Raw genomic sequence first — 24,713 nt, 5'->3', positions numbered from 1 at the left:
ATCGCTGCACACCACGTGCAGCTGCTGGCCCGAGTCTCCGCAAAAACGCAGAAAGGCGATCCATCATGCACAGCGAAGTGTCGGTCAAATTGGCCGCGAATCAGGAATACCGTTTTGATCTGGAGGGTGCCGAGCCCATGGCCCACGAGGTGGGTCGGCGCTGGCTCGACGACCAGTTCATCGCGCTGGACTGCGAGCCCTTGCGCGCCAGCGGCAAGGTGCTGCTGGCCGACAAGGTGCTGACCGTGGCACGCGCAGCCGGTGCGGCGCTGATGCAGGACCCAGTGTGGTCCCGCGACTTTGCGCGCGCCTCCAGTGCCGCGCTGGCCAAGCCTATCGTGCGCGTGGACGTGCCGGGCATGGCAGTCACATTTTGACCACCATTGGCTAGAAATCGGCTGCTAGCGCTAGTGGAATATATGCTGGCAGCTATTATTTTTGTAGTGCTTGCAGCAGTTTGGCGTGGATGCCGCCAAAACCGCCATTGCTCATGCACACCACATGGTCGCCCGGGCGCGCGGCCTGGGTGACCAGGGCCACCAGCGTATCGATGTCCGGGGCCGTCTGGGCGCGCTGTCCGGGGCCGACGCCCAGTGGTGCCAGAGCCTGCGCGGCATCCCAGTCCAGCCCAGCTGTGTGGCAAAAGGCCAGGTCGGCCGGCTCCAGGGCCCAGGGCAGTTGGCTTTTCATCGCGCCCAGTTTCATGGTGTTGCTGCGGGGCTCGAACACAGCGAGGATGCGGGCACCCGGGCCCAGGGTGCGGCGCAAGCCGTCCAGGGTGGTACGCAATGCGGTGGGATGGTGGGCAAAGTCGTCGTACACGGCCACGCCGCCCGCTGTGCCGCGCAGCTCCATGCGCCGCTTGACGTTCTGAAAACTGCCCAACGCGGCTGCCGCCTGCTCGGGCGCCACGCCCACATGGTGGGCCGCTGCCATGGCTGCCAACGCATTGAGCTGGTTGTGCACGCCGGTCAGCGACCATTCCACACGCGCGACGGTTTGCCCTTGGTGCACCACATCAAAAGCCTGCGGGTCACCCACCGCGTGAAGGTCGCTGACTGCAGCACCAAAGCTGGTCACTTCGCTCCAGCAGCCGGTGTGCAGCACACGTGCCAGGCTTTCTTCCAGCCCATTGACCACCACGCGCCCCGACGGCGGCACGGTGCGCACCAGATGGTGGAACTGGCGTTCGATGGCCGCCAGGTCGTCAAAGATGTCCGCGTGGTCGAACTCCAGATTGTTCAACACAGCCGTCCGGGGCCGGTAGTGCACGAACTTGCTGCGTTTGTCGAAAAAGGCGGTGTCGTATTCGTCGGCCTCGATCACGAACAGCGGCGCGGCCCCGAGCGGCGCGGCGGCGGGGGCGGGGCGCTGTGCAGCGCCCAGGCGTGCGGACACGCCAAAGTTCAGCGGCACCCCGCCGATCAGAAAGCCCGGTTGCTGCCCGGAAGACTCCAGAATCCACGCCAGCATCGATGTGGTGGTGGTCTTGCCATGGGTTCCAGCCACGGCCAGCACATGGCGGCCCTGCAACACGTGCTCGGCCAGCCATTGGGGCCCGCTGGTGTAAGGCAGTCCGGCGTCCAGAATGGCTTCCATTAGCGGAAACTTGGGGGAGCCATCGGCCAGCCTGGCGCGGCTCACGACGTTGCCCACCACAAACATGTCGGGCCGGAGCGCAAGCTGGTCGGCGCCGAAGCCTTCGATCAGGTGGATGCCCAACGCGCGGAGCTGGTCGCTCATGGGGGGATAGACCCCGGCGTCGCAGCCTGTCACTTTGTGGCCCGCCTCGCGCGCAAGGGCCGCCAAGCCTCCCATGAAAGTGCCGCAGATGCCCAGTATGTGTATATGCATGGGCGCTGATTCTAAAGCCGGGGTTCCGCGCACGGTTCAAAGCAAAAGTGGCAGCTGGCGCCTGTTCCATCTGCCTGAGTTGCTCTCAAAACAATAGTCTTTCGGGGCGGCGGTTGTTGGGGTTGCCAGGGGTGTCTGAGGGGCATCACCCGTGCTGTCATCGCTTCGCGCCACAATGCAGGGTCCTTAGTTGCCTCTGTCTGCCATGCACACACCTTTGAGCGAAGAAATCGCCCACACCACGGCCCGCCTGGTGGTGGAAGAAGGGCTGGAATGGGGCCCCGCCAAGCGCCGTGCGCTGCGGCAGATGGGTTTGCCGGCCCGTACCCCGCTGCCAGACAACGACTTGGTGGAAGAGGCAGTGCGCGAGTACATCCAGCTCTTCTGTGCTGACACCCAGCCGCGCGAGCTGCGGGCACTACGCCAGCTGGCCCTGGTGTGGATGGAGCGCATGGCGGCTTTCCGGCCGCATCTGGCGGGTGCGGTGTGGCACGGAACGGCCACACGTCTGTCGGATATTTACCTGCAGTTGTTCTGCGATGACCCCAAATCGGCAGAGATCGCTCTGATCGATCATCATGTGGACTATGAACCCCGCACGGTCACTGGCTTCCACGGTGAATCGGTGGAGGCATTGAGTCTTGGCAGCAAATCGCCCGAACTCAACGAAATGATCGGCGTGCACCTGCTGATTTACGACCTTGACGACCTGCGGGGTGCACTCCGGCCCGACACCAAGGGCCGAACCCCGCGTGGTGACATCACGGCAGTGCGCCGCTTGCTTCAAGAAAACACGACCCCATGACCCAGCCTGCTGAATCCCCCGAACCTGTGACTCCTGGCGACGTCGCGCCCAACGCCGCTCGCAGGCGCTTTTTGTATGCCGGGGTGGCAGGTGCCGCCGCTTTGGGGGGCGCAGGCCTGGCATGGTGGAAGTTTCAGCCCCACGCCGTGGAGCAAGGGGCCGAGCAGACGCTCTGGGGGCTTGAATTTGACACTCCCGCCGGTGGCACCTTGGCCATGAAGTCATTGGCAGGCAAGCCGTTGCTGCTCAATTTCTGGGCCACCTGGTGCCCGCCTTGTGTGGAAGAGTTGCCCATGCTCAACGCCTTCTATCGCGAACAATCTGCCAAAGGTTGGCAAGTGCTGGGTTTGGCCATTGACCAGCCGTCAGCGGTACGCAAGTTTCTGACGCGTATCCCGCTGGATTTCCCTGTGGGACTGGCGGGACTGGGTGGCACGGATCTGGGCCGGTCGCTGGGCAACCTGACGGGAGGCCTGCCTTTCACCGTGGTCCTTGGTGGGGAGGGAAAGGTGCTGCATCGTAAAATGGGACAAGTGACCACCCAGGACTTGCAGCTTTGGGCAGGTATGGGCTGAGGGTCCGCGTCGAAAAGCAGCCCCCTTTCAGGCCTTCTGGGTGCGTCTCTCTCTGAGAAACGGCAATTCCCATGCCGAAGTTCATGAAAAATGGGTGTGGAAGACTGCGATAGGGTGAAATTGGAGTAAATTCGCGCCCTATTCAGTTTTATAGCCGTTGGAGCTTCCATGGATCTGCGAAAACTCAAAACCCTCATCGATCTCGTGTCCGAGTCGAACGTGTCCGAACTCGAAATTACCGAGGCCGAGGGCAAAGTCCGCATCGTCAAGAGCGGTGGTGCCGTGGTTCAGCAGTATGTGCCCGCCCCGGTTGCAGCTCCTGCCGCTGCGCCTGCTGCCGCGCCTGTGGCGGAATTGCCCGCGCCCCCTGCGGCCGCCGCACCCACCGGCCACATCGTCAAGTCGCCCATGGTGGGCACCTTCTACCGCTCGTCCAGCCCTGGCGCCAAGGCTTTTGTCGAAGTGGGCAGCCAGGTCAAGGAAGGCGAGACCATCTGCATCATCGAGGCCATGAAGATCCTCAACGAGATCGAGGCCGACAAGTCGGGCACCGTCACCCGCATCCTGGGCGAGAACGGCCAAGCCGTGGAATACGGACAGCCGCTGTTCGTCATCGAATAAGGCGCTCATGTTCAAGAAGATTCTTGTTGCGAATCGCGGAGAGATTGCTCTCCGTATCCAGCGCGCTTGCCATGAGCTGGGCGTGAAGGCCGTCATGGTCTATTCCGAGGCCGACCGCGACGCCAAGTATGTCAAGCTGGCCGAAGAGGCCGTCTGCATCGGCCCAGCGCCTTCGCCGCTGTCCTACCTCAACATGCCCGCCATCATCTCGGCGGCCGAAGTGACCGACGCCGAGGCTATTCACCCCGGCTATGGCTTCCTGTCCGAGAACGCAGACTTTGCCGAGCGCGTGGAAAAGAGTGGCTTTCAGTTCATCGGCCCCACGCCCGAGTCGATCCGCATCATGGGCGACAAGGTGTCCGCCAAGCAGGCCATGATCCGTGCAGGCGTGCCCTGCGTGCCGGGTTCTGAGGGTGAGTTGCCCGACGATCCGGTGCAGATCCGCCGCATCGCCAAGGCAGTGGGCTACCCGGTGATCATCAAGGCCGCAGGCGGCGGCGGTGGCCGTGGCATGCGTGTGGTCCACACCGAGGCCGCACTGGTCAATGCCGTGCAGATGACCAAGGCCGAGGCGGGTGCCGCGTTTGGCAATCCTGCGGTGTACATGGAGAAGTTCCTCCAGAACCCACGCCACATCGAAATCCAGATCCTGGCCGACAAGCACCGCAATGCGGTGTATTTGGGCGAGCGCGACTGCTCCATGCAGCGCCGCCACCAGAAGGTGATCGAAGAGGCGCCAGCTCCAGGCATTCCTCGCAAGCTGATCGAGAAGATCGGTGAGCGTTGCGTCGCTGCCTGCAAGAAGATCGGCTACCGGGGCGCGGGCACGTTTGAGTTCCTGTACGAGAACGGCGAGTTCTACTTCATCGAGATGAACACCCGTGTGCAGGTGGAACACCCCGTGACTGAGTGGATCACTGGCGTGGACATCGTGAAAACGCAGATCATGGTGGCGGCGGGCGAGAAGCTGCCTTTCACCCAGCGCCAGATTGAAATCCGTGGCCATGCTATCGAGTGCCGGGTGAACGCGGAAGACCCCTACAAGTTCATCCCTTCGCCCGGGCGCATTACCACCTGGCATCCACCAGGTGGCCCCGGCGTGCGCGTGGACTCGCATGCCTACACCAACTACTTCGTGCCACCCAACTACGACTCGATGATCGGCAAGATCATCGTGCACGGTGATACGCGCGAGCAGGCGCTGGCCCGCATGCGCACGGCCCTGTCCGAGACGGTGATCGAAGGCATCAACACCAATGTGCCGCTGCACCGCGAGCTGATGGTGGACGCCAAGTTCATGGCGGGCGGCACCAACATCCACTACCTGGAAGAGTGGCTGTCGCAGCACAAACGCTGAGCTGGTACGCAGCAGGTCATTCACATGCTGGCTCCTGGCAACGGGTGCCAGCATTTCACTTTTTCTGAGAGATGCCTATGTTTGAGCTGAGTCTGATGTGCCCCGAGGACCGGATTGAAGCGGTCAGCGATGCGCTGGACGCGCTGGACGCGCTGTCCGTGTCGGTAGAAGACGCCGATGCCCAGACCGACGCTGAACAGGCGCTGTTTGGCGAGCCTGGCATGCCTCCGCCCAAGGATGGCTGGCAACGCAGCCGCGTGGTGGCCTTGTTCCCCTCCGAGGTGGCAGCCCGTGAAGCGCAGCAGTTGCTGGTGGTGCAGGACTTTTTTGTGGGCTGCCAGGTGCTGGGTGTCACCCAGGTGCCCGAGCAGGACTGGGTGCGGCTGACGCAGTCGCAATTTGCGCCGGTGGACATCACCCCGGATTTCTGGATCGTGCCTACCTGGCATGAGTTGCCCGCCCAGGCAGTACGGAGCATCCGGCTGGACCCTGGCTTGGCGTTTGGTACGGGCACCCACCCCACCACGCGCATGTGCCTGCGCTGGATTGCGCGCCATGGCGCAACGCAACCTGAGCAGGGCAACCTGCTGGGGCGCGTGCTGGATTACGGGTGTGGCTCCGGCATCCTCGCCATCGGTGCTGCCAAGTTCGGTGCCACGGACATTGATGCGGTGGATATTGACCCGGCTGCCGTGGAGTCCACGGTGCAAAACACCCAGGCCAATCAGGTCACGCTGAAAGCGGGCCTGCCCGACAAGGCGCAAGGCGAATACCAGACCGTGCTGGCCAATATCCTGGCCACTCCGTTGCGTGTATTGGCCCCACTGCTGTGCAGCTATGTGGCTGTGGGTGGGAATCTGGTTTTGGCAGGCATTCTGGAGCGCCAGGCGGATGAGCTCAAGGAGGCCTACGCGCCTTGGCTGCCGCTGGAAGTGGCGGATGCCGAGGACGGTTGGATCTTGATGACTGCGCGCCGCTGAAGGTGCGCGAGCGCCGTTCTGGCAGCCGTGGCATGGCCTCTACAATCGCTCGCTGATGAGCCAGATCACCCGCTGCCCGTCCTGCGCCACCACCTTCAAGGTTGTGGCGGACCAATTGCGCATCTCTGAAGGATGGGTGCGCTGCGGCCAATGCAAGGAGGTATTCGATGCCTCGGCCCATTTGCTGCCTGTGGCACCGGCTCCGCTGCTGCCCGATGTATCGCTCACGGACCTGCGCGCGCCCACTGCGCCCATAGCGCGCAAGCCGGATGCACTGGGAGCCTGGGGGGGAGGCAAGTCGCCCACCGGTACCCCGCCTGCCCCGCAGGATGTGGACAAGGCAGGCACTCCCGCCATCCGCAGTGCTTCAACCTCCGCCACCGAGGTTGCCGCAACCGCCGCCATGGACGCATTTCCGTATGGCATGGACAGTGATTTACCTGCTGCTCCGGTGCTCGATATTCCCAGTCCTGCGGTACCTGCTTTTCTGACTGCCGGGGCTCGCACGGAAGTCTCGTCGGATGTCTTGGGCAAGGAGGTCGCCGCGCCGTTTGCATGGAGAGCCCACAGTGCATCGCGGACTGCGACAGCGGTGGAGGCTGCGGCATCGCCATCCGTCACAGCGCCTGCTGATGCTCCAGAGCCGGTGGTGATACCGGACACGGCGCCTCGTTTGGATGGTCCGTCCCCTGCCGTTCATGTGGCCGGGCAAGAGCATTCCGCCGTCACGATGCCATCCGACGCGGCGCAGGACGTCGCTGATGGACGCGGCAGTTTGTTTGGTGGAGCTGTGCCACCGGTTCCTGCGTCCCCCAGCCTGGCAGGCTATGAACTGCCGTTTGCCGAACTTCGCGATTCCGAAGTAGCGCTGAACGCAACCATGGATGTGGATGCCACAGAGGAGCGCGCGAGTCACTCAGCAGAGCTTGCACAGCCTCCGGTAGCGCCTGTTGCTCTCGCTCCGTCATCCGATACCGGTGCGGGACTTTCAGGCGATGCTCAGAAATCTGAGCCTGCGTCGCCCGTTGCTGTGCCCACCCCGCCTGCGCCCGCGTTGCCTTCTGTGGACTTTGTGTCGAAGGAGGTTGCGCCAGAGGCTCCGGCGATGGAGTTGGTGAAGGACGATTCGCATGCCGCCATCCTGCAGGCGCGCCCCAGACCCGCTGTTGACGACGACGACGATGAGGCCGACAACCAGGCGTCAGACCCCGAGGTCAGCTTTGTGGTGGCTGCACGCCGCAAGGCGTTTTGGCGCAAGCCGGTCGTGCGGATGGTTTTGTGGCTGGGGTTCATCGTCTCCTTGCTGGGGCTGGCTTTGCAGATTGCGGTGCAGGAGCGTGACCGCATTGCAGCCCTGGATGTGCGTACCCGGCCCTGGTTGGTGAAACTGTGCGAGCCTTTGCGCTGCGAACTTGCCCCTTTGCGCCAGATTGCCGATGTGGTCATCGACAGTTCTTCTTTCAACAAAGCCCGGGGTGACAGTTACCAACTAGCGCTGACGATGAAGAGCACCGCCACCATTCCACTGGCCATGCCTGCGGTGGAGCTGACCCTTACAGATGCGCAGGATCAGGCCGTATTGCGGCGGGTTCTGCTGCCTACCGACATGGCGGCTCCAGCGGAGCTGCCCGCGAGAGGTGAGTGGGGCACCTCGGTGTCGGTGCTCGTGACCACCGGCGGTGCGCGCGTGGCGGGCTACCGGCTGCTTGCGTTCTATCCCTGATTTTTCTCCCAACAACTTACCGAGTTTCACTATCTATGGCTGCCCTCATTTGTGGTTCCCTGGCGTTCGACACCATCATGACTTTCGAGGGGCGTTTTGCGGAGCAGATCCTGCCGGATCAGCTCCATATCCTGAATGTGTCCTTCCTTGTCCCGTCGTTGCGCCGCGACTTCGGGGGGTGTGCTGGCAACATTGCTTACAGCCTCAAGCTGCTCGGTGGGGAGCCGTTGCCCATGGCCATGTTGGGCAGTGACGGTGCTGACTATCTGCAGCGACTGCAGTCGCTGGGTATCAGCGCCCGACACGTCGGGCAGGTGCAGGACACCTACACCGCGCAGGCGATGATCATGACGGACCGTGACAACAACCAGATCACGGCTTTCCATCCTGGCGCCATGATGCAGGCCCATGCCAATCGAATTGGTGCAGACAACAGTGTCAGCGTGGGGATCATCGCGCCGGACGGGCGTGACGCGATGCTGGAGCATGCGGCCCAGTTCGTGGCGGCGGGTATCCCGTTTGTGTTCGATCCAGGTCAGGGCTTGCCCATGTTCAACGGGCAGGAGCTGGCGCAGTTCATCGACCAGGCCACCTGGGTCACCGTCAATGACTATGAGGGGAAAATGCTCTGCGACCGCACCGGCTGGTCTTTGGCCGATATCTCCCGCAAGGTGCAGGGGCTGGTGGTGACGCTGGGCGCAGAGGGCTGCGAGGTCTGGGTGGATGGTGAAAAAACCCATGTGCCCTCTGTGGCGCCTGCAGCGGTGGTGGACCCCACGGGTTGCGGCGATGCCTGGCGCGGCGCGCTGCTGTTTGGTCTGGAAAAGGGCTGGTCCCTCGTGCGTTGTGCGGAGCTGGGCAACCGGGTTGGCGCTCTCAAGATCGCGCAGCGTGGCCCACAGAACTACGCGCTGGATTTCGATCCGTTGGGTTAATCCTTCCAGCCAGTGTCGCCTGCGTTGCGCTGCCCAGCGCTTTGCAACGCAGCTTGCTTGCCAGGTAGCTCTTGGGAGTGCTCAGACCTGCATGCAGACGAAAAAAAACCCGGTGCGTTTGCACCGGGTTGAGCGCGTGGCGCGCCAGAATCAGGGCTTGTTGCCCGTAGGGAAAGGCCAGGCTGCCTGAGGGTTCAGCGTGGTTTGTGCTGCAGGGGCAGCGGCCGCAGGGGCAGGCGCCTTGGGGGCCTTCTTGGCCGGAGCAGCTTTCTTTGCGGGGGCTGCCTTGGCAGGTGCTGCGGCCTTCTTGGCTACTGCGGCCTTCTTGGCGGGAGCGGCTTTCTTTGCCGGTGCTGCTGCCTTCTTGGCGGGTGCAGCCTTCTTCGTAGCTACGGCCTTCTTGGCGGGAGCGGCTTTCTTTGCCGGTGCTGCTGCCTTCTTGGCGGGTGCAGCCTTCTTCGCGGCTACGGCCTTCTTGGCGGGAGCGGCTTTCTTTGCCGGTGCTGCTGCCTTCTTGGCGGGTGCAGCCTTCTTCGCAGCTACGGCCTTCTTGGCAGGAGCGGCTTTCTTTGCCGGTGCTGCTGCATTCTTGGCGGGTGCAGCCTTCTTCGCAGCTACAGCCTTCTTGGCAGGAGCGGCTTTCTTTGCCGGTGCTGCTGCCTTCTTGGCAGGTGCAGCCTTCTTTGCGGCTACGGGTTTGGCCGTTGCAGCCTTTTTCGCGGGAGCAGCCTTCTTAGCGGCCGGTTTTTTCGCAGTTGCCATCATGTTCTCCTTGGGTCAATTTGCAAAGAGCACTTCCTGTCTGCAGTGGACAGAGAGCGATCCATGGAGATGGATGAAAATTCCATCTCCATGAACACGGGAACGCCCCGCAGGGCAGCGCTCTGCGGCGCTGTCGTTGCTGGGCGTGGTGTAAAAATCCATGGTGGTGTGGCCTGCAAAAAAGGCGCTAGTCCCAGGACAGCGCACCACCGGACTGGTATTCAATAACCCGGGTCTCAAAGAAGTTGCGCTCCTTCTTGAGATCGATCATCTCGCTCATCCACGGGAACGGGTTCTCTTCATTAGGGAACAGCGTCTCCAACCCGATCTGCGTGGCGCGGCGGTTGGCGATGTAGCGCAGGTAGCCCTTGAACATGGAAGCATTCATGCCCAGCACGCCACGGGGCATGGTGTCTTCGGCGTAGCGATATTCCAACTCCACGGCCTTGAGGAACAGTGCCTTGATCTCGGCCTTGAACTCTGCGGTCCACAGGTGGGGGTTTTCGAGCTTGAGCTGATTGATCAAGTCGATACCGAAATTGCAGTGCATCGACTCATCGCGCAGGATGTATTGGTACTGCTCAGCAGCGCCGGTCATCTTGTTCTGGCGACCCAATGCCAGGATCTGCGTGAAGCCCACGTAAAAGAACAGGCCTTCCATCAGACACGCGAAAACGATCAGCGACTTGAGCAGGGTCTGGTCGGTCTCGGGCGTGCCGGTTTTGAAAGACGGATCCATGATCGCTTCGATGAAGGGGATCAGGAATTCGTCCTTGTCGCGGATCGACTGGACTTCGTTGTAGGCATTGAAGATTTCGCTTTCATCCAGACCCAGCGATTCGACGATGTACTGATACGCGTGGGTGTGGATCGCTTCTTCGAACGCCTGGCGCAGCAGGAACTGGCGGCACTCAGGGGCCGTGATGTGGCGGTACGTGCCCAGCACGATGTTGTTGGCGGCCAGCGAATCGGCGGTGACGAAGAAGCCCAGGTTGCGCTTGATGATGCGGCGCTCGTCTTCGGTCAGGCCGTTGGGGTCCTTCCACAACGCGATGTCACGCGTCATGTTCACCTCTTGGGGCATCCAGTGGTTGGCGCAGGTGGCGAGGTATTTTTCCCACGCCCACTTGTACTTGAAAGGCACCAGCTGGTTGACGTCGGTCTGGCCGTTGATGATGCGCTTGTCGGCGGCATTCACACGGCGGTGTGCAGCTGCGGCGATGGGTGTGGTGGTGGCGCTTGCTGCTGGGGCCGAGGTGCTCAAAGGCTGCAGCGAAGGCGTCTGGAAAGCGAGAGGCGGTTGTCCCACCTGGCGGTTGTTAGGCAGACCGCCGTCCAGTTGATTTTGCGATGAGGGCTTGACTTCTTCGTCCCAGGTCAACATAGATTTTCCAGTATTCGGATTATGAAAGCAGTGCTGCGAAAAGGAAAGCACTGAAGCGTTGTGCAGCAAGGTTTTGTTGCTTCACAGCACCGGAGCAGCGCCTCGGGCGAACCCGAGGCGTTGCTGGCAATGTGCTTACTGGCAGGCCTCGCAGCCAGGATCGTCGATGGCGCAGAACTTGACGTCCGTGGCTGGCACAGCTGCAGCCTGCTGAGAGGCCGCTGCGGCAGCAGCTTCCAGCGGGTTTTGCTTGGCCGCTGCGGTGGCTGAAGCTGCCGATGCGCCGCTGTCATTGCCCGATGACACTGCATTGAGCTGGCGTGTGTTCACGGTGCTCATCTCGACGTGCGTAGCGCTTTGGGTGCGCAGGTAGTAGGTGGTCTTGAGGCCGCGCACCCACGCCAGTTTGTAGGTGTCGTCGAGCTTCTTGCCCGACGCGCCGGCCATGTAGATGTTGAGGCTCTGCGCCTGATCGATCCACTTCTGGCGGCGTGATGCGGCTTCCACCAGCCACTGGGGTTCGACTTCGAAGGCTGTGGAGTAGAGCGCCTTGATGTCCTGGGGCACGCGGTCGATGGGGTGCAGCGAACCCTTGAAGTGCTTGAGGTCCATGATCATCACGTCATCCCACAGGCCCAGGCGCTTGAGGTCACGCACCAGGCCGCCGTTGATGACCGTGAACTCGCCCGACAGGTTGGACTTGACCGATAGGTTGCCGAACGAAGGCTCGATCGAGGCATCGACGCCAATGATGTTCGAGATGGTGGCCGTGGGGGCAATGGCGACGCAGTTGGAGTTGCGCATGCCGTCCAGTGCAATCTTCTTGCGCAGGGCATCCCAGTCCAGCGTGGACGAGCGGTCCACTTCCACATACCCGCCACGGGCCTGCGAGAGCATGTCCAGCGTGTCGAAAGGCAGGATGCCGCGATCCCACAGCGAGCCCTTATAGCTCGAGTACTTGCCGCGCTCTTTGGCCAGCTCGGTGGACGCCCAATACGCGTAGTAGCAGATGGCTTCCATCGACTTGTCGGCGAATTCCACCGCCTCTTGCGAGGCGTAAGGAATGCGCAGCGCATACAGGCTGTCCTGGAAAGCCATCACGCCCAGACCCACGGGGCGGTGGCGCAGGTTGGAGTCGCGGGCCTTGTTGACTGCGTAGTAGTTGATGTCGATCACGTTGTCCAGCATGCGCATGGCCACGGTGATGGTCTTCTTGAGCTTGTCGTGGTCGATCTGGCCGTTCTTGATGTGCTGCAGCAGGTTCACCGAGCCGAGGTTGCACACGGCAGTTTCGGTGTCGCTGGTGTTGAGCGTGATCTCGGTGCACAGATTAGACGAATGCACCACACCGGCGTGCTGTTGGGGCGAGCGCACATTGCAGGCATCCTTGAACGTGATCCAGGGATGGCCGGTCTCGAACAGCATGGTGAGAATCTTGCGCCAGAGGTCCGTGGCCTGGATGGTCTTGGCGGGCTTGATCTCGCCGCGTGCAGCCTTTTCTTCGTAGGCCACATAGGCCTTTTCAAAGTCGGCGCCAAACAGATCATGCAGGTCGGGCACGTTAGAAGGGGAGAACAGCGTCCAGGTGCCCTTTTCCATCACGCGGCGCATGAACAGGTCAGGGATCCAGTTGGCCGTGTTCATGTCGTGCGTGCGGCGGCGATCGTCGCCGGTGTTCTTGCGCAGTTCCAGGAACTCTTCGATGTCCAGGTGCCAGGTTTCCAGGTAGGTGCAGACGGCGCCCTTGCGCTTGCCGCCCTGGTTCACGGCCACGGCCGTGTCGTTGACCACCTTGAGGAAGGGCACCACGCCCTGCGATTCGCCGTTGGTGCCCTTGATGTGCGAGCCCAGGGCGCGCACGCGGGTCCAGTCGTTGCCCAGGCCACCAGCAAACTTGGACAACAAGGCGTTTTCCTTGATCGACTCGTAAATGCCATCGAGGTCGTCGGGCACCGTGGTCAGGTAGCAGCTCGACAGCTGCGAGCGCAGCGTGCCGCTGTTGAACAGCGTGGGGGTGGACGACATGAAATCGAACGACGAGAGCACTTCATAGAACTCGATGGCCCGGGCTTCGCGGTCGGTTTCATTGAGCGCCAGGCCCATGGCCACGCGCATGAAGAAGGCTTGGGGCAGCTCGATGCGGGTCTTCTTGACGTGCAGGAAGTAGCGGTCGTACAGCGTCTGCAGGCCCAGGTAGTCGAACTGCAGGTCGCGCTCGGCCTTGAGCGCGGCGCCCAGGCGGTTCAGGTCGTATTGCTTGAGCAGGCGCTCGTCCAGCAGCTCGTTGTCCACCCCCTTCTGAATGAAGGTGGGGAAATAGTCCTTGTAGGCCTGGCCCATGTTGCGCTGGGCTACGTCACGCCCCAGCACCTCGCGCACGATGGTGTGCAGCAGCAGGCGGGCCGTGGCGTAGGTGTAGTCAGGATCTTTTTCGATCAGGGTGCGGGCCGCCAGAATGGACGCCTTGTAGACCTCGTCCATGGGAACGCCGTCATACAGGTTGCGCATGGTCTCTGCGACGATGGGGGCTGCCTGGATGTCGGCGCCCAGGTTGGCGCAGGCCGACTCGATCAAGGCGTGCAGGCGCAGGATGTCCAGCTGCACGCGTTGGCCGTTGTCGATCACGTGCAGCACCGGGGTGGCGGGTGCTAGCTGTTCCAGGTGGTGAGCGCGCTCCTGCGTGCGGCGCTCGCGGTACAGCACGTAGGCACGGGCGACTTCATGGTGCTCGCCGCGCATCAGGCCCAGCTCGACCTGGTCCTGCACATCTTCAATGTGGAAGGTGCCGCCGCCAGGACGCGAGCGCATGAGGGCGCGGACCACGTTCTGGGTGAGCGTGTCCACTACCTCACGCACGCTGGCAGAGGCAGCGCCCTGCGTGCCGTGCACTGCCAGAAACGCCTTCATCATCGCCACCGCAATTTTTTGGGGCTCGAACGGCACCACCGCGCCGTTGCGGCGAATGATCTGGTAATGCGTGAGCGGGTGCCCGGAAGCTGCGGCCGCCGCAGCGTGCGTGGCGGCATCCGTAGAGGCGGTGGGCGATGGGGAAGGCGTGTTCAAAGCAGCTTGCATGGGGGTCCTCTTCTGTGGGCTGTCTGGGGTGGGCGTGCGGCCTGGAGTGCCGCCGCAGTGTGTGGGTGCTGCACCGGACTTCAGTCTGGTGCACACTATATATGGTGTGTCGAGGCGGTTCAAGACACTACCGGTAGTGTACCGCCGGAATGAGTCCCCAAAACCGAAACAGCATGTTCTCAACCCCGTTGCGTACGCAACCGGTGCCTGTGGCGAGCCCTTGTGAATGCGATGTGGGCGATGCAAAACCGTGCAGTGGCGTACCTTGGCGGCGGATTTCCTGCGCCAGGCCGCGCAGCGCTTGGCTGCAAAAATATGTGCAAGCGCACAAAGAAAAAAATGTCTTGATGCGCCCGTACGACAGTGAAAGTGCGGCGTCAGCGAAGCTGCAAGGGGTCCGCCCGCGTGTTCAGCGGGAATCGCTGCGCGGGCCAGTCCAACGCCCCTTGCAGTCGTGGCCAGTCAAAGCCCGGGCCTGGGTCCAACTTACGTCCCGGGGCAATGTGTTCATGCCCTGCGATGTGCTCGATGGGATAGCGCAGCGCAATGTCCTGGCAGACCCTGGCCAGGGTTTCGTACTGTGCCGACTCGAAGTGCAGGCCCTCCAGGCCTTCCAGTTCAATGCCGATGGAATCGTCGTTGCACTGGCTCCTCCCCCGGTAGAACGATTGCCCGGCATGCCAGGCGCGCAAGTCGCAATCCACAAACTGCCACAGCACCCCGGTGCGCTCGATGAAAAAATGCGCGGAGACCTGCAATCCGCGGATGCCCTGGTAGTAGGGGTGCGCATCCCAGTCCAGGGTGTTGGTGAACAGCTGTTGCACGGCACCGCCGCCGTATTCGCCCGGCGGCAGGCTGATGGAATGCACCACGATCAGATCGACTTGCGAGGTCTGTACCGGGCGCGGCCCGTGGTTTGGAGATGCGAGCCGCTGAGCGGTCCTGTACCAGCCGCCCTCCCAGGGCGCCATGTCTGCCGCTGGTGCACTGTCAGCCCAATTCGTCATGCGGGTCCTGGTCATTGGGCACGGCGATGTTCAGACGGGCGATGCGGTAGCGAATCTGGCGCAGGCTGATGCCCAGGCGTGCGGCTGTGGCGGTACGGTTGAACCCGGCTTCTTTCAGCGCGCGGATCAGGATCTCCCGCTCCTGCTGGTCCAACCAGGCCTGCAGGTCGCTGGGCAGTGGCACCGTGCAGCCGTTGGCCAGGGGCTGAGGGCCCTGGCCTGTGTCTGCAGACGTCGAAGCGTGGGGCCCTGCAGAGAAGGCGGCGGACACCGCCGATCCCTCTGGCGCTGGCACAAGCGTGGGCGGTGCCGGGCGTGCCATCTGCACATCTGACGCGCCGCTTGGCGCATCCACCTGCAACTCGTCCCCGTCGCTCAATGCCACTGCGCGGTGCAGCAGATTTTCCAGCTCGCGGACATTGCCGGTCAGTGGGTGGGCGGCGATGGCGTTCAGTGCCCGGTCGGTGAGTTGGGGCACCGGCATGCCCGACTCGTGGGCAATGCGGGTGAGCAGCGCTGCGCACAGTGCGGGCAGGTCCTCGCGGCGCTCGCGCAGCGGCGGAATGACGATCTCGATCACATTGAGCCGGTAGTACAGGTCCTGGCGGAACCGGCCGGCCTGCACATCGGCCGCTAGATCGCGGTGGGTGGCGCTCACAATGCGCACATCCACCGTCTCTTCCTGGGTGGAGCCGAGTGGCCGCACGCTGCGCTCCTGGATGGCGCGCAGCAGCTTGGACTGCATCGCCAGCGGCAGGTCGCCGATTTCGTCGAGGAACAATGTGCCCCCGCGTGCGGCCTGGAAGTAGCCGTCACGGTCTTGCGACGCGCCGGTGTAGGAGCCCTTGCGGGCGCCAAAAAATTCAGCTTCCAGCAGGTTCTCGGGGATGGCCCCGCAGTTCACGGCGACCAGGGGCCCGTCAGCACGCTGGCTGCTGGCGTGCAGGGCTTGGGCCACCAGCTCCTTGCCCGTGCCCGACTCGCCATGGATCAGTACCGGCGCCATGCCACGCGATACCTTGGCCACGCGCTGCTTGACGTTGCGGATGGCGTCGGACTCGCCCACGAGGCGGTCCAGGGCGGCGTTGGCATTGCCGAATTCGCCGGTCGCCGCCGCTGCATTGGTAGACCGGCTGGAGCCGTTGCTGCGTGACGCACGCGGCGGTGGAACCCCACCCGTGCCCTGGATGGCTGAGGCCACCACCGAGCGGAACTGCTTGAGGTCCACGGGCTTGGTGAGGTAGTCGAAGGCCCCTGCGCGCAGCGCCTCGACCGCGTTCTCTGCCGAGCCGTAGGCGGTCATGACCACGCAGCGTTCGCGCCGTTGCTGGTCGCGCAGATCCTGCAGCAGCTCCATGCCAAACCCGTCGGGCAGCCGCATATCGGTAATCACGGCGTCAAAGCGGTGGGCCTTGAGTTGATCACGCGCCTCCTGGACGCTCGACGCGGTCTCGACCCGGTACCCCTCGCGCAGCAGGGTGAGCTCGTACAGGGTGCGCAGATCGGGTTCGTCGTCAACGACAAGGATGGAGGCGGCAGGGGCGTTCATGGAGGCGGCAGTCAGACCACTATGGTGTCAAACAAGGTGGCATTGTCGGCGGGGCGGGTCGTGCGGCGGAAGCCCACAGTAAAGGCGTTGCCTCCGATGTCACCGCGTGCGGTGTGGCGGTTCAGGCGCTGGTAGCTGATGGAGGCGCCATGGCGCTGGCACAGCTCCCGGCAAATATAGAGACCCAAGCCGCTGGAGCGGCTCTCCGACGAGAAGAAGGGCTCGAACAAATGCCGCTCCACGGATTTGTCCATCGGGGCACCGTCGCTCCACACCTGCAGGCTGACCTGGCCAGCGGGCGTGTTGCGCGTGGTCACTGACAACGAGTCGGGCTCCGGGCCCATGTAGCGCAGGGCGTTGTCCAGCAGGTTGACGAGCACCCGACGCAGGTGCTCGGCGTCAAACTCCACCTGGGTGGCGCCCGTGTCCAGCGACACCAGGGCGCGCCGCCGGGCGGGGTCCTGGGCCTGCCAGTCGTTCCAGATCTGGGCGACCGTCTCGTCCAGCGCTACGGTCGAGGCAGGGGCATGGCTGATCTGGTGCTGTACGCGGGCAATGTCCAGCACCTCTTCGGCGATGCGGGCCAGGCGGTCGGCGTTTTGCTGCACCATGTGCGCCAGCCGTTTTTGTGCGGGGTCGTGCAGGTCTTCTTCCAGCAGGGCATTGGCCTGCACGATGGCCGCCAGCGGGTTGCGGATCTCATGGGCCACTGCGGCGGACATGCGGCCCATGGCCGCGAGTTTTTCGGTGCGCAGCCGCGCTTCCATTTCCCGCAGGTCGTGCAGGAACATCACGCACAGCCGCTCGGAGCGCGTTTGCAAGGCCGCGTTGCGGGTGGATGTGAGCCAGGTGCGCACATGCAGGCCGGTGGGGCTCTGGCCTTCGTGCAGCAGATCGACGTCGGCCGTCTGCGGTTGTTCGTGCCGGAAGGTGCGCCGCGCCAGGATCACCAGGGGGTGCCACGGCGCGGTGGAGGTCAGGGCAAACGGTAACTCGGTCAGTGCCATGCCGCCCAGCAGCTGCAGCCCTGCGGGGTTGGCAATGCGCACCACGTCGGTCTCGTCCACCACCAGCACCCCGTCGGTCAGGTTCTGGATGACCAGTGCACTGACCTGCGTTTGCACGCGCGCTGCGATCTGGCTTTGTTGTGCCACTTCCTGTTCGCGCGCCAGGCGGGTGGCCAGCTGGTGCACCAGATAGCTCACGATGAAGTAGCCCGTGCCGGTCAGTGCACTTTGCAGGTAGCGCTGGCCTTCGTCGCCCGTGCTGTACTGGCCCACCCACCAGGCCCAGCCCAGCAGCAGCAGCGTGACGGCGGCCGTGGTGCCCAGGGCCAGGGTCAGCGTGCCCATGACCGCTGCGATCAGGATGGGCAGGCCGAACAGGGGCGTGTAGTTCATGGTGCCCGCATGCAAGAGCTGCAACGCCGTGATCGCGGCCAGGTCCACCCCGATGGAGGGTAGCCACTGCGGCCCTGCGCTCGCCGAGGGTGGGCCCCGGCGCGAGAGCACACGCACGACCACCGTAGCCACCAGGTAGGCCACGCAGACAGCCAGCAGGGTGGGCCCCACCGCTTGATTGATGAGCTGCCCGGCGCCTTGCAGCACCAAGAGCGCCAGGGCCACCATGACGCGGCCGGTGAGGAAACCCAGCCACAGCCGCGCGAAGGGCGCGTCTGCCGAAGGCGGCAGGGAACCTGCGGACACGGTTTGCATGGTCACAACGGGGCCGCGCCGCTCAGGCCGGGCCCAGGCGCCGGTGCTCGGCGCTGCAATAGGCCTGATTGCCCAGCATCAGTGCCTCGGCCTGCGGGACGTGCACGCCGCAGTGCGCGCAGGCCAGCATGTCTTGCGGCAGGGCTGGCGGGGTGGGGCGCGCCTTGGGCACTGCGGCATCAGGAGCACGGCGACTGCGCCAGATACCCACCGCCACCGCGATGACGACCAACAAGACCAGGTATTTCATGTGCTGCGGCCCAGAACAACTTCCAATACAAAACGCGAGCCCACATAGGCCAGCAGCAACAGGGCCGAGCCCGCATACAACACACGCACCGCATTGCGGCCCCGCCAGCCAAACCGCGCGCGGCCCAGCAGCAGGGTGGCGAAGGTCAGCCACGAGAGCATCGAGAACACGGCCTTGTGGTCCCACCGCCAGGCCCGGCCATACAGCGTCTCGCCAAACAGCCACCCGGCCAGCAAGGTGGCGGTGAGCAGCACAAACCCTGCCGTCACGAACCGGAAGGTCAGCCGCTCCAGGGTGAGCAGCGGGATGCCGCTGTGCGGGTCTTCGGCCTGTCGGATGTGGCGTTCGGCGCGTGTCATGAGCCAGGCGTGCACGACGGCGGCTGCAAACAGCCCATAACACGCAATGCCCAACGCCAGGTGCAAGGGGAGCCAGGCCGATGCAGACACGTGCAGGGGCTGCCCCGGGAACAGCATGGCCAGCACAATGGCTGCCGCGCCCAGGCCTGCCAGCACCCAGCGCGACTGCATTTGCGGAAACAACTGCCGCTCCACGGCATACACCGTGAGCACCAGCCATGCAGTCATCGACAGCGCGGGCGCAAAACCGAACCGGGGCGCTTCGCCCCATAGGCCCCACACCAGCACGGCCCCATGCAGCAACCACGCCACCAGCAGTGCATTGCGCGCCGCTGCGGCCCCCAGGCGGGAGGCTGCGGCGGCAGGCACGGCATAAGCCACGGCAGCGGCCAGGGCCAGCAGCCAACTGACCGGAGAGCTACTCGTTAAAATCATGGGCACAGTTTAGCCTTTCGCCCACCGCCAGCGCCCTGGCGGGGCCGCGCGCACAACGCCGTTGTTGACGGCGCGCAGCCAATACCGGAAACACCCCTATGGCCTCCGCCCTTACCGACAAACTCACGCGCCTCGTCAAGGAGATGCGTGGCCAGGCCCGCATCACCGAGTCCAACGTCACGGACATGCTGCGCGAAGTGCGCATGGCGCTGCTCGAAGCCGACGTGGCCCTGCCCGTGGTGCGCGACTTCATCGCCCGCGTCAAGGAAAAGGCCCTGGGCCAGGAGGTGCTGGGTTCGCTCAAGCCCGGGCAGACGCTGGTCAGCATCGTCAACCGTGAACTCGCCGCCACCATGGGCGAGGGCGTGGCCGACATCAACCTGGCCGCCCAGCCGCCCGCCGTGATCCTGATGGCCGGCCTGCAGGGCGCGGGCAAGACCACCACTACGGCCAAGCTGGCCAAGCACCTGATTGAAAAGCGCAAGAAGAAGGTGCTGACCGTGTCGGGCGACGTGTACCGCCCGGCCGCCATCGAGCAGCTCAAGAGCGTGACCAAGCAGGCCGGTGCCGAATGGTTTCCCAGCACGCCCGACCAGAAGCCGCTTGACATTGCCCACGCCGCACTCGACTACGCCAAGAAGCACTACTTTGACGTGCTGCTGGTCGACACGGCCGGTCGCCTGGCCATCGACGAAGCCTTGATGAAGGAAATCAAGGACCTGCACGCCGCGCTGAACCCGGTTGAAACCTTGTTCGTGGTCGATGCCATGCAGGGCCAGGACGCCATCAACACGGCCAAGGCCTTCAAGGAGGCGCTGCCCCTCACCGGCATCGTGCTCACCAAGCTGGACGGCGACTCGCGCGGCGGTGCCGCGCTGTCCGTGCGCCAGATCACAGGGGCTCCGATCAAGTTTGCCGGTGTCTCGGAGAAGATCGACGGCCTGGAAGTGTTCGACGCCGAGCGCCATGCGGGCCGCATCCTGGGCATGGGCGACATCGTGGCGCTGGTGGAGCAGGTGACGGCCGGGGTGGACATGGAGGCCGCACAAAAGTTGGCGGCCAAGGTCAAGAGCGGTGACGGCTTCGACCTGAACGACTTTCTCTCGCAGATCCAGCAGATGAAGCAGATGGGGGGGCTGTCGAGCCTGATGGACAAGCTGCCCTCCCAGCTCACCGCCAAGGCGGGTTCGCTGGACATGGACAAGGCCGAAAAAGACATCAAGCGCAAGGAAGGCATCATCCAGAGCATGACGCCCCTGGAGCGCCGCAAGCCCGAACTCATCAAGGCCACGCGCAAGAAGCGCATCGCCAACGGGGCGGGTGTGCATGTGCAGGAAGTCAACCGCCTGCTCAAGGAGTTTGAGCAGATGCAGGGCATGATGAAAAAGATGAAGGGCGGCGGCCTGATGAAGATGATGAAGAAGATGGGCGGCATGAAGGGCATGGGCGGCGGAGGCATGCCCAAGATGCCTTTCTGAAGGGTTTTCAAGCCTTTTTGGCACCAGGCGCTACAACCATATGCCTGGAATGCTATGAAAATATGAGTGAATAAAAAAGCCGACATGCGTCGGCTTTTTTTGTGGGTCGGTGGATGATGGCTCTGCGCGGTGCCTCAGGCTGCTTGCAATGCCACGGGCCGTGCCAGCCGGCTGGCGTGCAACCAGGCACGGCGCAGTACTGGAGGGGACCACGACTCCTCGGGAATCAGCAGCAGTCGCTGCGCACGCAGCGCCCGGCCCAGTGCGATCTGGCTTGTCCACACCGCCAGCGGAATCGCCAGCGCCAGCGGCAGGCCCACGGGCATCAGCCACAACAGCGCGCTGCTGTCGATCAGCGCCACGCCCGCAGCCAGCAGGGCGATCACCGCGCTCATGGGAGCGAGCTGGCGCACGGCGTGGCGCCAGGGCACGGCATGGGCTTCGCGCGGGGGCGACTTCCACTCCAGCTTCAGGCCGGTCAACGCGATCAGCACAAACAACGAATGCGCCAGCATGCGCACCGGCGCCTGCAGGATGGCCATCACGCTCTCCAGCACGGCGCTCTTGAGCAGGCTGAAAGCGCCGCCGTACTGCTTTTGCTCGCGGCGCATGAACACTGCGGCCACGCCCAGGATGCGCGGCAAGAACAGCAGGCACAAGGTCCAGACCCACAGGGCGAGCAGCTCGGCGGGCAGGATGTGCCAGTCCGCTACCAGCTTGGCGCCCGACAGCCACAGCGCCGTACCGAGAGTCATGAAGGCCAGCCACAGCGGCGCCGACAGATAGGCCATGGCACCGGTGACGAACATGGACCGGTGCACCGCGTGGATGCCGGGCTCGGCCATCAGGCGCGCGTTCTGCAGGTTGCCCTGGCACCAGCGGCGGTCGCGCTGCAGCTCGGCCAGCAGGTCAGGCGGCTGTTGCTCATAGCTACCGATCAGGTCGCCCACCAGCCACACGTGGTAGCCCGCGCGGCGCATGAGGGCGGCTTCCACAAAGTCGTGCGACATGATGCCGCCAGCCAGGCCCCCCTTGCCGGGGATGGGCGCTAGCGCGCAGTGCTGCATGAACGGCGCCACGCGGATGATGGCGTTGTGGCCCCAGTAGTGCGATTCGCCCAACTGCCAGTACTGCATGCCCAATGTGAACAGGCGACCCGTGACGCGCGAGGCAAACTGCTGCGCGCGGGCGTGCAGCGTCACATGGCCGATGGCCTGCGTAGCGGTCTGGATGATGCCGGCCGTGGGGTTGGCTTCCATCAGCTTGGCCATGGAGACGATGCAGTCGCCGCTCATCACGCTGTCGGCGTCCAGCACCACCATGTAGCGGTAGTCCTTGCCCCAGCGGCGGCAGAAGTCGGCCACGTTGCCCGCCTTGCGGTGGGTGCGGCGTGTGCGCAGGCGGTAGTACACCTGCACCTGGGGTTGCTGGCTGTGCTGCGCCAGGGCGCTGCGCAGCTCTTCCCAGGCGGCGCGCTCGGCGCGGGCAATGGCGGGGTCGTTGCTGTCGGAGAGCACAAACACATCGAACGTGGTGCCGTGGCCGGTGGCGGCCACCGACTCGCAGGTGGCGCGCAGCCCGGCAAACACGGTGGCCACGTCTTCGTTGCAGATCGGCATGATGATGGCAGTGCGGGCGTCGGAAGCCAGCGTGTGATCTACCACGCTGCGTGCCGACAACGCATGCCGGTCGCCGCGCAACATCACCCAAAAGCCCATGAGCCCGGTCAAAAAGCCGGTCACCACCCAGGCGGACAGCAGCGCAAACAACGCAATCTGGCCGTAGCCCAGCCACGCGTTTTCATAGTCGGGCTGCACGCTGGCAAACAGGGTGCTGGCCAGTGCGGTGGTCAGCACGGTGAGCAGCGCAAACGTCCAGCGGCGGCGCTGCGCTGCGCCTTGCCAAGCGGCGGTGGATTCAGCGGGAGCTTGTGTCACCGTAGTCAATGCGGGTTGCGGAGACGTACGGCCTGTCAGGCGCAGCAGCACGGCGGTGCCTACGCTGTTCCAGAAGCCGCGCCAGGGCAGGGGCACCATGGAGCCGCGGTGCAGAGGCGGTGCCGTCACTGCATTGGGGTGACGCTCTTCGCGCAACGTGCTGCGTCGGCTGGGGGTTGGCCGGGGGTAGGCCACACCGCGTCGCGCGACCACGGCCGGACCTGTGGATGCGTGGGTGCCGTGGGGGTCATGAGGGCTTACTCGGGAAGACTGATGTGCGTCCATGTTTCACTCACAGCGTGGTTGTCGTGTTGGAGAAAAGCGCGCAGCTCTACCGGCCGGTCGGCCTGCAGGCGCTGGATGCGAACGGTCATGCGCCACCCGCCGGTGGCGGGGTTGCGGTAGGCAATGTTTTCCAGCACCTTGCCGTTGGCATCGCTGGTCACTACGGCCTTCACAGTGGCTTCGGCAGGCAGGGCCTTGAGGGCGGGGCCCTCGAAATCGACCACGTACTGCACCTGCTGGCGCAGTTCCTGGGCCGACAACTTGGTGTAGCCCATGCCGCGGCGCGACTGCGTGGCCCAGGCGCTGGGTGGGCGCTGCTGCTCATCGCCCTGCCAGCTCAGCTCATAGGAAAATTCCAGCGGCTGGCCGGGGGCTGGCATCTGGGCGGGCACCCAGTACGCCACGATGTTGTCGTGCGTCTCGTCGGGGGTGTTCAGCTGCACCAGCTCCACGCGGCCCGCGCCCCAGTCGTGCAGGGGACGGACCCAGGCGCTCGGGCGGCGCTCGTAGCGGGCTTCCACGTCCTCGTAGCTGGTCCACTGGCGGTCGCGCTGCATCAGTCCAAAGCCCTTGGGGTTCCTGGTGGCGAACGAGGTGACCAGCGTTTGCCGGGGGTTCTGCAGCGGGCGCCACAGCCATTCGCCTTCGCCCGTAGCCACCATGAGTCCGTCGGAGTCATGCACTTCGGGGCGGAAGTCTTCCTTGCGTGGCTGGTTCTCGCCGAAGAAGAACATGCTGGTCAGCGGCGCAACGCCCAGCGTGGCGATGGATGGGTTGCCGGAGGCGGCACGCACAAAAATGCGGCTGCGCACGGTGGTGGTGGTCTGCGCGCCGGGCTGGATGTCAAAGCGGTAGGCGCCCGTGGCGCGTGGCGAGTCGAGCAGTGCGTACACCGTGACCTGGGTGGACAGCGGATCGGGCCGCACCAGCCAGAACTCGGTGAAGCGGGGGAACTCCTCGCCCCGGCCGCCCACGGTGTCGATGGCCAGCCCGCGCGCCGACAGGCCGTACTGCTGGCCCTTGCCCAGAGCGCGGAAGTAGCTGGCGCCCTGAAAGACCACCAGCTCGTCCTTGTAGGCACTGGAGTTCAGGTGGTTGTGCAGCCGAAAGCCTGCAAAGCCCAGGTCGCCCCAGGCCTCGGGCCGCAACTGGTTCTTGCCGTAGTCAAAGTCCGCGCGGCTGTAGGGGATGTGGCGCACGCCCTGCGGCGTCACTTCGTTGATCAGCACCGGCTCTTTCTGGTACAGCCCCAGATGGAAGAACATGGCCTCGTAGGGCAGCTTGTCGGCTCGCCACAGGGCGCGATCGGGGCGCCAGCGGATGTCGCGCACCTGGTCGTAGTTGAGCTGTGCGAGGTCGGCCGGGAGCTTGTCGCTCACTGGTCGGTAGGGTTGGCTGGCGCGGTCGCGGGCGAGGCGGGTCACGCTCTCGAAGTCAAAGCCCTGTGCGTGCGCGCCCCCGGCCAGCAGGGCGGTGGCCAGGGCTATTGCGGGCCCTGCGCGCCTGCCGATCTGGCGAAAAAAGGAGGGAAAAACTGCGTGCATGGCAGGCATAGGGCAAACCCTGTGCCAGCTGCAAAAAACGCTTTGAAATCAATGGTTTGGAGAGGGCTCTGCGTGTAAGCAGT

At 64.1% G+C, this 24,713-nt stretch carries 21 protein-coding genes; 9 read left to right on the top strand and 12 right to left on the bottom strand.

Features of this window, described 5'->3' with window-relative positions; translation table 11 throughout:
• The first annotated feature begins 65 nt into the window (after positions 1-65).
• Positions 66-377 (top strand): hypothetical protein, encoded by a 312-nt coding sequence (locus tag ASD75_RS15860; protein ID WP_056746913.1) that lies wholly within the window; start codon positions 66-68, stop codon positions 375-377.
• Positions 378-432: 55 nt separating this feature from the next.
• Here ASD75_RS15860 and mpl read toward each other — a convergent pair whose 3' ends face one another.
• On the bottom strand, positions 433-1,854 hold the full coding sequence (gene mpl, locus ASD75_RS15855; RefSeq protein WP_056746912.1) for a UDP-N-acetylmuramate:L-alanyl-gamma-D-glutamyl-meso-diaminopimelate ligase: 1,422 nt from the start codon (positions 1,852-1,854) through the stop codon (positions 433-435).
• 205 nt (positions 1,855-2,059) lie between these two features.
• Here mpl and ASD75_RS15850 point away from each other — a divergent pair, with 205 nt between their 5' ends.
• From ASD75_RS15850 to ASD75_RS15820, 7 genes are all read left to right on the top strand, one after another.
• The gene (locus ASD75_RS15850; RefSeq protein WP_056066353.1) at positions 2,060-2,659 is read left to right on the top strand and encodes a hypothetical protein; all 600 of its coding nucleotides are present in this window, start codon (positions 2,060-2,062) and stop codon (positions 2,657-2,659) included.
• On the top strand, positions 2,656-3,234 hold the full coding sequence (locus ASD75_RS15845; RefSeq protein WP_056746911.1) for a TlpA disulfide reductase family protein: 579 nt from the start codon (positions 2,656-2,658) through the stop codon (positions 3,232-3,234). Before ASD75_RS15850 ends, ASD75_RS15845 begins: the two co-directional genes overlap by 4 nt.
• 168 nt (positions 3,235-3,402) lie before the next feature.
• The gene (accB, locus tag ASD75_RS15840) at positions 3,403-3,855 is read left to right on the top strand and encodes an acetyl-CoA carboxylase biotin carboxyl carrier protein (RefSeq protein ID WP_056066347.1); all 453 of its coding nucleotides are present in this window, start codon (positions 3,403-3,405) and stop codon (positions 3,853-3,855) included.
• Positions 3,856-3,862: 7 nt separating this feature from the next.
• Positions 3,863-5,212 (top strand): acetyl-CoA carboxylase biotin carboxylase subunit, encoded by a 1,350-nt coding sequence (gene accC, locus ASD75_RS15835; protein ID WP_056066345.1) that lies wholly within the window; start codon positions 3,863-3,865, stop codon positions 5,210-5,212.
• A gap of 77 nt (positions 5,213-5,289) precedes the next feature.
• A complete protein-coding gene (gene prmA / locus ASD75_RS15830) occupies positions 5,290-6,192 on the top strand; it encodes a 50S ribosomal protein L11 methyltransferase (RefSeq protein ID WP_056746910.1) in 903 nt (300 codons plus the stop codon).
• Positions 6,193-6,247: 55 nt separating this feature from the next.
• Complete coding sequence (locus ASD75_RS23430) at positions 6,248-7,915, top strand: DUF3426 domain-containing protein (protein ID WP_082565045.1); 1,668 nt, start codon at positions 6,248-6,250, stop codon at positions 7,913-7,915.
• Between the two features lie 35 nt (positions 7,916-7,950).
• A complete protein-coding gene (locus tag ASD75_RS15820; protein WP_056746909.1) occupies positions 7,951-8,850 on the top strand; it encodes a carbohydrate kinase family protein in 900 nt (299 codons plus the stop codon).
• 150 nt (positions 8,851-9,000) lie between these two features.
• Here ASD75_RS15820 and ASD75_RS15815 read toward each other — a convergent pair whose 3' ends face one another.
• The 9 genes from ASD75_RS15815 to ASD75_RS15780 form a co-directional block, all read right to left on the bottom strand.
• A complete protein-coding gene (locus ASD75_RS15815; protein WP_056746908.1) occupies positions 9,001-9,612 on the bottom strand; it encodes a hypothetical protein in 612 nt (203 codons plus the stop codon).
• A gap of 15 nt (positions 9,613-9,627) precedes the next feature.
• Positions 9,628-9,774, bottom strand: coding sequence for a hypothetical protein (locus ASD75_RS24165; protein ID WP_156401035.1), 147 nt, complete (start codon positions 9,772-9,774; stop codon positions 9,628-9,630).
• Between the two features lie 25 nt (positions 9,775-9,799).
• Positions 9,800-10,996 (bottom strand): ribonucleotide-diphosphate reductase subunit beta, encoded by a 1,197-nt coding sequence (locus tag ASD75_RS15810; RefSeq protein ID WP_056746907.1) that lies wholly within the window; start codon positions 10,994-10,996, stop codon positions 9,800-9,802.
• 135 nt (positions 10,997-11,131) lie between these two features.
• Entirely contained in the window at positions 11,132-14,071 is a 2,940-nt protein-coding gene (locus ASD75_RS15805) for a ribonucleoside-diphosphate reductase subunit alpha (RefSeq protein ID WP_056746906.1), read from the bottom strand.
• A 377-nt stretch (positions 14,072-14,448) separates the two neighbouring features.
• A complete protein-coding gene (ampD, locus tag ASD75_RS15800; protein WP_056746905.1) occupies positions 14,449-15,078 on the bottom strand; it encodes a 1,6-anhydro-N-acetylmuramyl-L-alanine amidase AmpD in 630 nt (209 codons plus the stop codon).
• Entirely contained in the window at positions 15,062-16,627 is a 1,566-nt protein-coding gene (locus ASD75_RS15795; protein ID WP_056746904.1) for a sigma-54 dependent transcriptional regulator, read from the bottom strand. Before ASD75_RS15795 ends, ampD begins: the two co-directional genes overlap by 17 nt.
• A gap of 11 nt (positions 16,628-16,638) precedes the next feature.
• On the bottom strand, positions 16,639-18,342 hold the full coding sequence (locus ASD75_RS15790; protein ID WP_056746903.1) for a nitrogen regulation protein NR(II): 1,704 nt from the start codon (positions 18,340-18,342) through the stop codon (positions 16,639-16,641).
• 22 nt (positions 18,343-18,364) lie between these two features.
• Entirely contained in the window at positions 18,365-18,592 is a 228-nt protein-coding gene (locus ASD75_RS15785) for a PP0621 family protein (RefSeq protein ID WP_056746902.1), read from the bottom strand.
• A complete protein-coding gene (locus tag ASD75_RS15780) occupies positions 18,589-19,386 on the bottom strand; it encodes an inner membrane protein YpjD (RefSeq protein WP_056746901.1) in 798 nt (265 codons plus the stop codon). Before ASD75_RS15780 ends, ASD75_RS15785 begins: the two co-directional genes overlap by 4 nt.
• A gap of 98 nt (positions 19,387-19,484) precedes the next feature.
• Between ASD75_RS15780 and ffh the strand changes: the two genes are divergently transcribed.
• Positions 19,485-20,864, top strand: coding sequence for a signal recognition particle protein (gene ffh / locus ASD75_RS15775; RefSeq protein ID WP_056746900.1), 1,380 nt, complete (start codon positions 19,485-19,487; stop codon positions 20,862-20,864).
• A 134-nt stretch (positions 20,865-20,998) separates the two neighbouring features.
• On the opposite strand, the gene mdoH is transcribed toward ffh, so the two are convergent.
• A complete protein-coding gene (gene mdoH / locus ASD75_RS15770) occupies positions 20,999-23,086 on the bottom strand; it encodes a glucans biosynthesis glucosyltransferase MdoH (protein ID WP_056746899.1) in 2,088 nt (695 codons plus the stop codon).
• Positions 23,059-24,630: a glucan biosynthesis protein G gene (locus tag ASD75_RS15765; RefSeq protein WP_235511643.1), complete on the bottom strand. Its 1,572-nt coding sequence runs from the start codon at positions 24,628-24,630 to the stop codon at positions 23,059-23,061. The genes mdoH and ASD75_RS15765 overlap by 28 nt, the downstream gene beginning before the upstream one ends.
• Positions 24,631-24,713: the final 83 nt, after the last annotated feature.

Source organism: Acidovorax sp. Root568 (assembly GCF_001427445.1).
In the GTDB taxonomy this organism is placed as follows: Bacteria; Pseudomonadota; Gammaproteobacteria; order Burkholderiales; family Burkholderiaceae_C; genus Acidovorax; species Acidovorax delafieldii.
The sequence above is the reverse complement of the archived record's forward strand: the minus strand, read 5'-3'. Positions and strand labels throughout refer to the sequence as shown.

Excerpts from the sequence above, each read along its gene's own strand:
- ASD75_RS15860 (WP_056746913.1), top strand. The coding sequence starts at position 66 with ATGCACAGCGAAGTGTCGGTCAAATTGGCCGCGAATCAGGAATACCGT.
- mpl (WP_056746912.1), bottom strand. The coding sequence starts at position 1,854 with ATGCATATACACATACTGGGCATCTGCGGCACTTTCATGGGAGGCTTG.
- ASD75_RS15850 (WP_056066353.1), top strand. The coding sequence starts at position 2,060 with ATGCACACACCTTTGAGCGAAGAAATCGCCCACACCACGGCCCGCCTG.
- ASD75_RS15845 (WP_056746911.1), top strand. The coding sequence starts at position 2,656 with ATGACCCAGCCTGCTGAATCCCCCGAACCTGTGACTCCTGGCGACGTC.
- accB (WP_056066347.1), top strand. The coding sequence starts at position 3,403 with ATGGATCTGCGAAAACTCAAAACCCTCATCGATCTCGTGTCCGAGTCG.
- accC (WP_056066345.1), top strand. The coding sequence starts at position 3,863 with ATGTTCAAGAAGATTCTTGTTGCGAATCGCGGAGAGATTGCTCTCCGT.
- prmA (WP_056746910.1), top strand. The coding sequence starts at position 5,290 with ATGTTTGAGCTGAGTCTGATGTGCCCCGAGGACCGGATTGAAGCGGTC.
- ASD75_RS23430 (WP_082565045.1), top strand. The coding sequence starts at position 6,248 with ATGAGCCAGATCACCCGCTGCCCGTCCTGCGCCACCACCTTCAAGGTT.
- ASD75_RS15820 (WP_056746909.1), top strand. The coding sequence starts at position 7,951 with ATGGCTGCCCTCATTTGTGGTTCCCTGGCGTTCGACACCATCATGACT.
- ASD75_RS15815 (WP_056746908.1), bottom strand. The coding sequence starts at position 9,612 with ATGGCAACTGCGAAAAAACCGGCCGCTAAGAAGGCTGCTCCCGCGAAA.
- ASD75_RS24165 (WP_156401035.1), bottom strand. The coding sequence starts at position 9,774 with ATGGATTTTTACACCACGCCCAGCAACGACAGCGCCGCAGAGCGCTGC.
- ASD75_RS15810 (WP_056746907.1), bottom strand. The coding sequence starts at position 10,996 with ATGTTGACCTGGGACGAAGAAGTCAAGCCCTCATCGCAAAATCAACTG.
- ASD75_RS15805 (WP_056746906.1), bottom strand. The coding sequence starts at position 14,071 with ATGCAAGCTGCTTTGAACACGCCTTCCCCATCGCCCACCGCCTCTACG.
- ampD (WP_056746905.1), bottom strand. The coding sequence starts at position 15,078 with ATGACGAATTGGGCTGACAGTGCACCAGCGGCAGACATGGCGCCCTGG.
- ASD75_RS15795 (WP_056746904.1), bottom strand. The coding sequence starts at position 16,627 with ATGAACGCCCCTGCCGCCTCCATCCTTGTCGTTGACGACGAACCCGAT.
- ASD75_RS15790 (WP_056746903.1), bottom strand. The coding sequence starts at position 18,342 with ATGCAAACCGTGTCCGCAGGTTCCCTGCCGCCTTCGGCAGACGCGCCC.
- ASD75_RS15785 (WP_056746902.1), bottom strand. The coding sequence starts at position 18,592 with ATGAAATACCTGGTCTTGTTGGTCGTCATCGCGGTGGCGGTGGGTATC.
- ASD75_RS15780 (WP_056746901.1), bottom strand. The coding sequence starts at position 19,386 with ATGATTTTAACGAGTAGCTCTCCGGTCAGTTGGCTGCTGGCCCTGGCC.
- ffh (WP_056746900.1), top strand. The coding sequence starts at position 19,485 with ATGGCCTCCGCCCTTACCGACAAACTCACGCGCCTCGTCAAGGAGATG.
- mdoH (WP_056746899.1), bottom strand. The coding sequence starts at position 23,086 with ATGGACGCACATCAGTCTTCCCGAGTAAGCCCTCATGACCCCCACGGC.
- ASD75_RS15765 (WP_235511643.1), bottom strand. The coding sequence starts at position 24,630 with ATGCACGCAGTTTTTCCCTCCTTTTTTCGCCAGATCGGCAGGCGCGCA.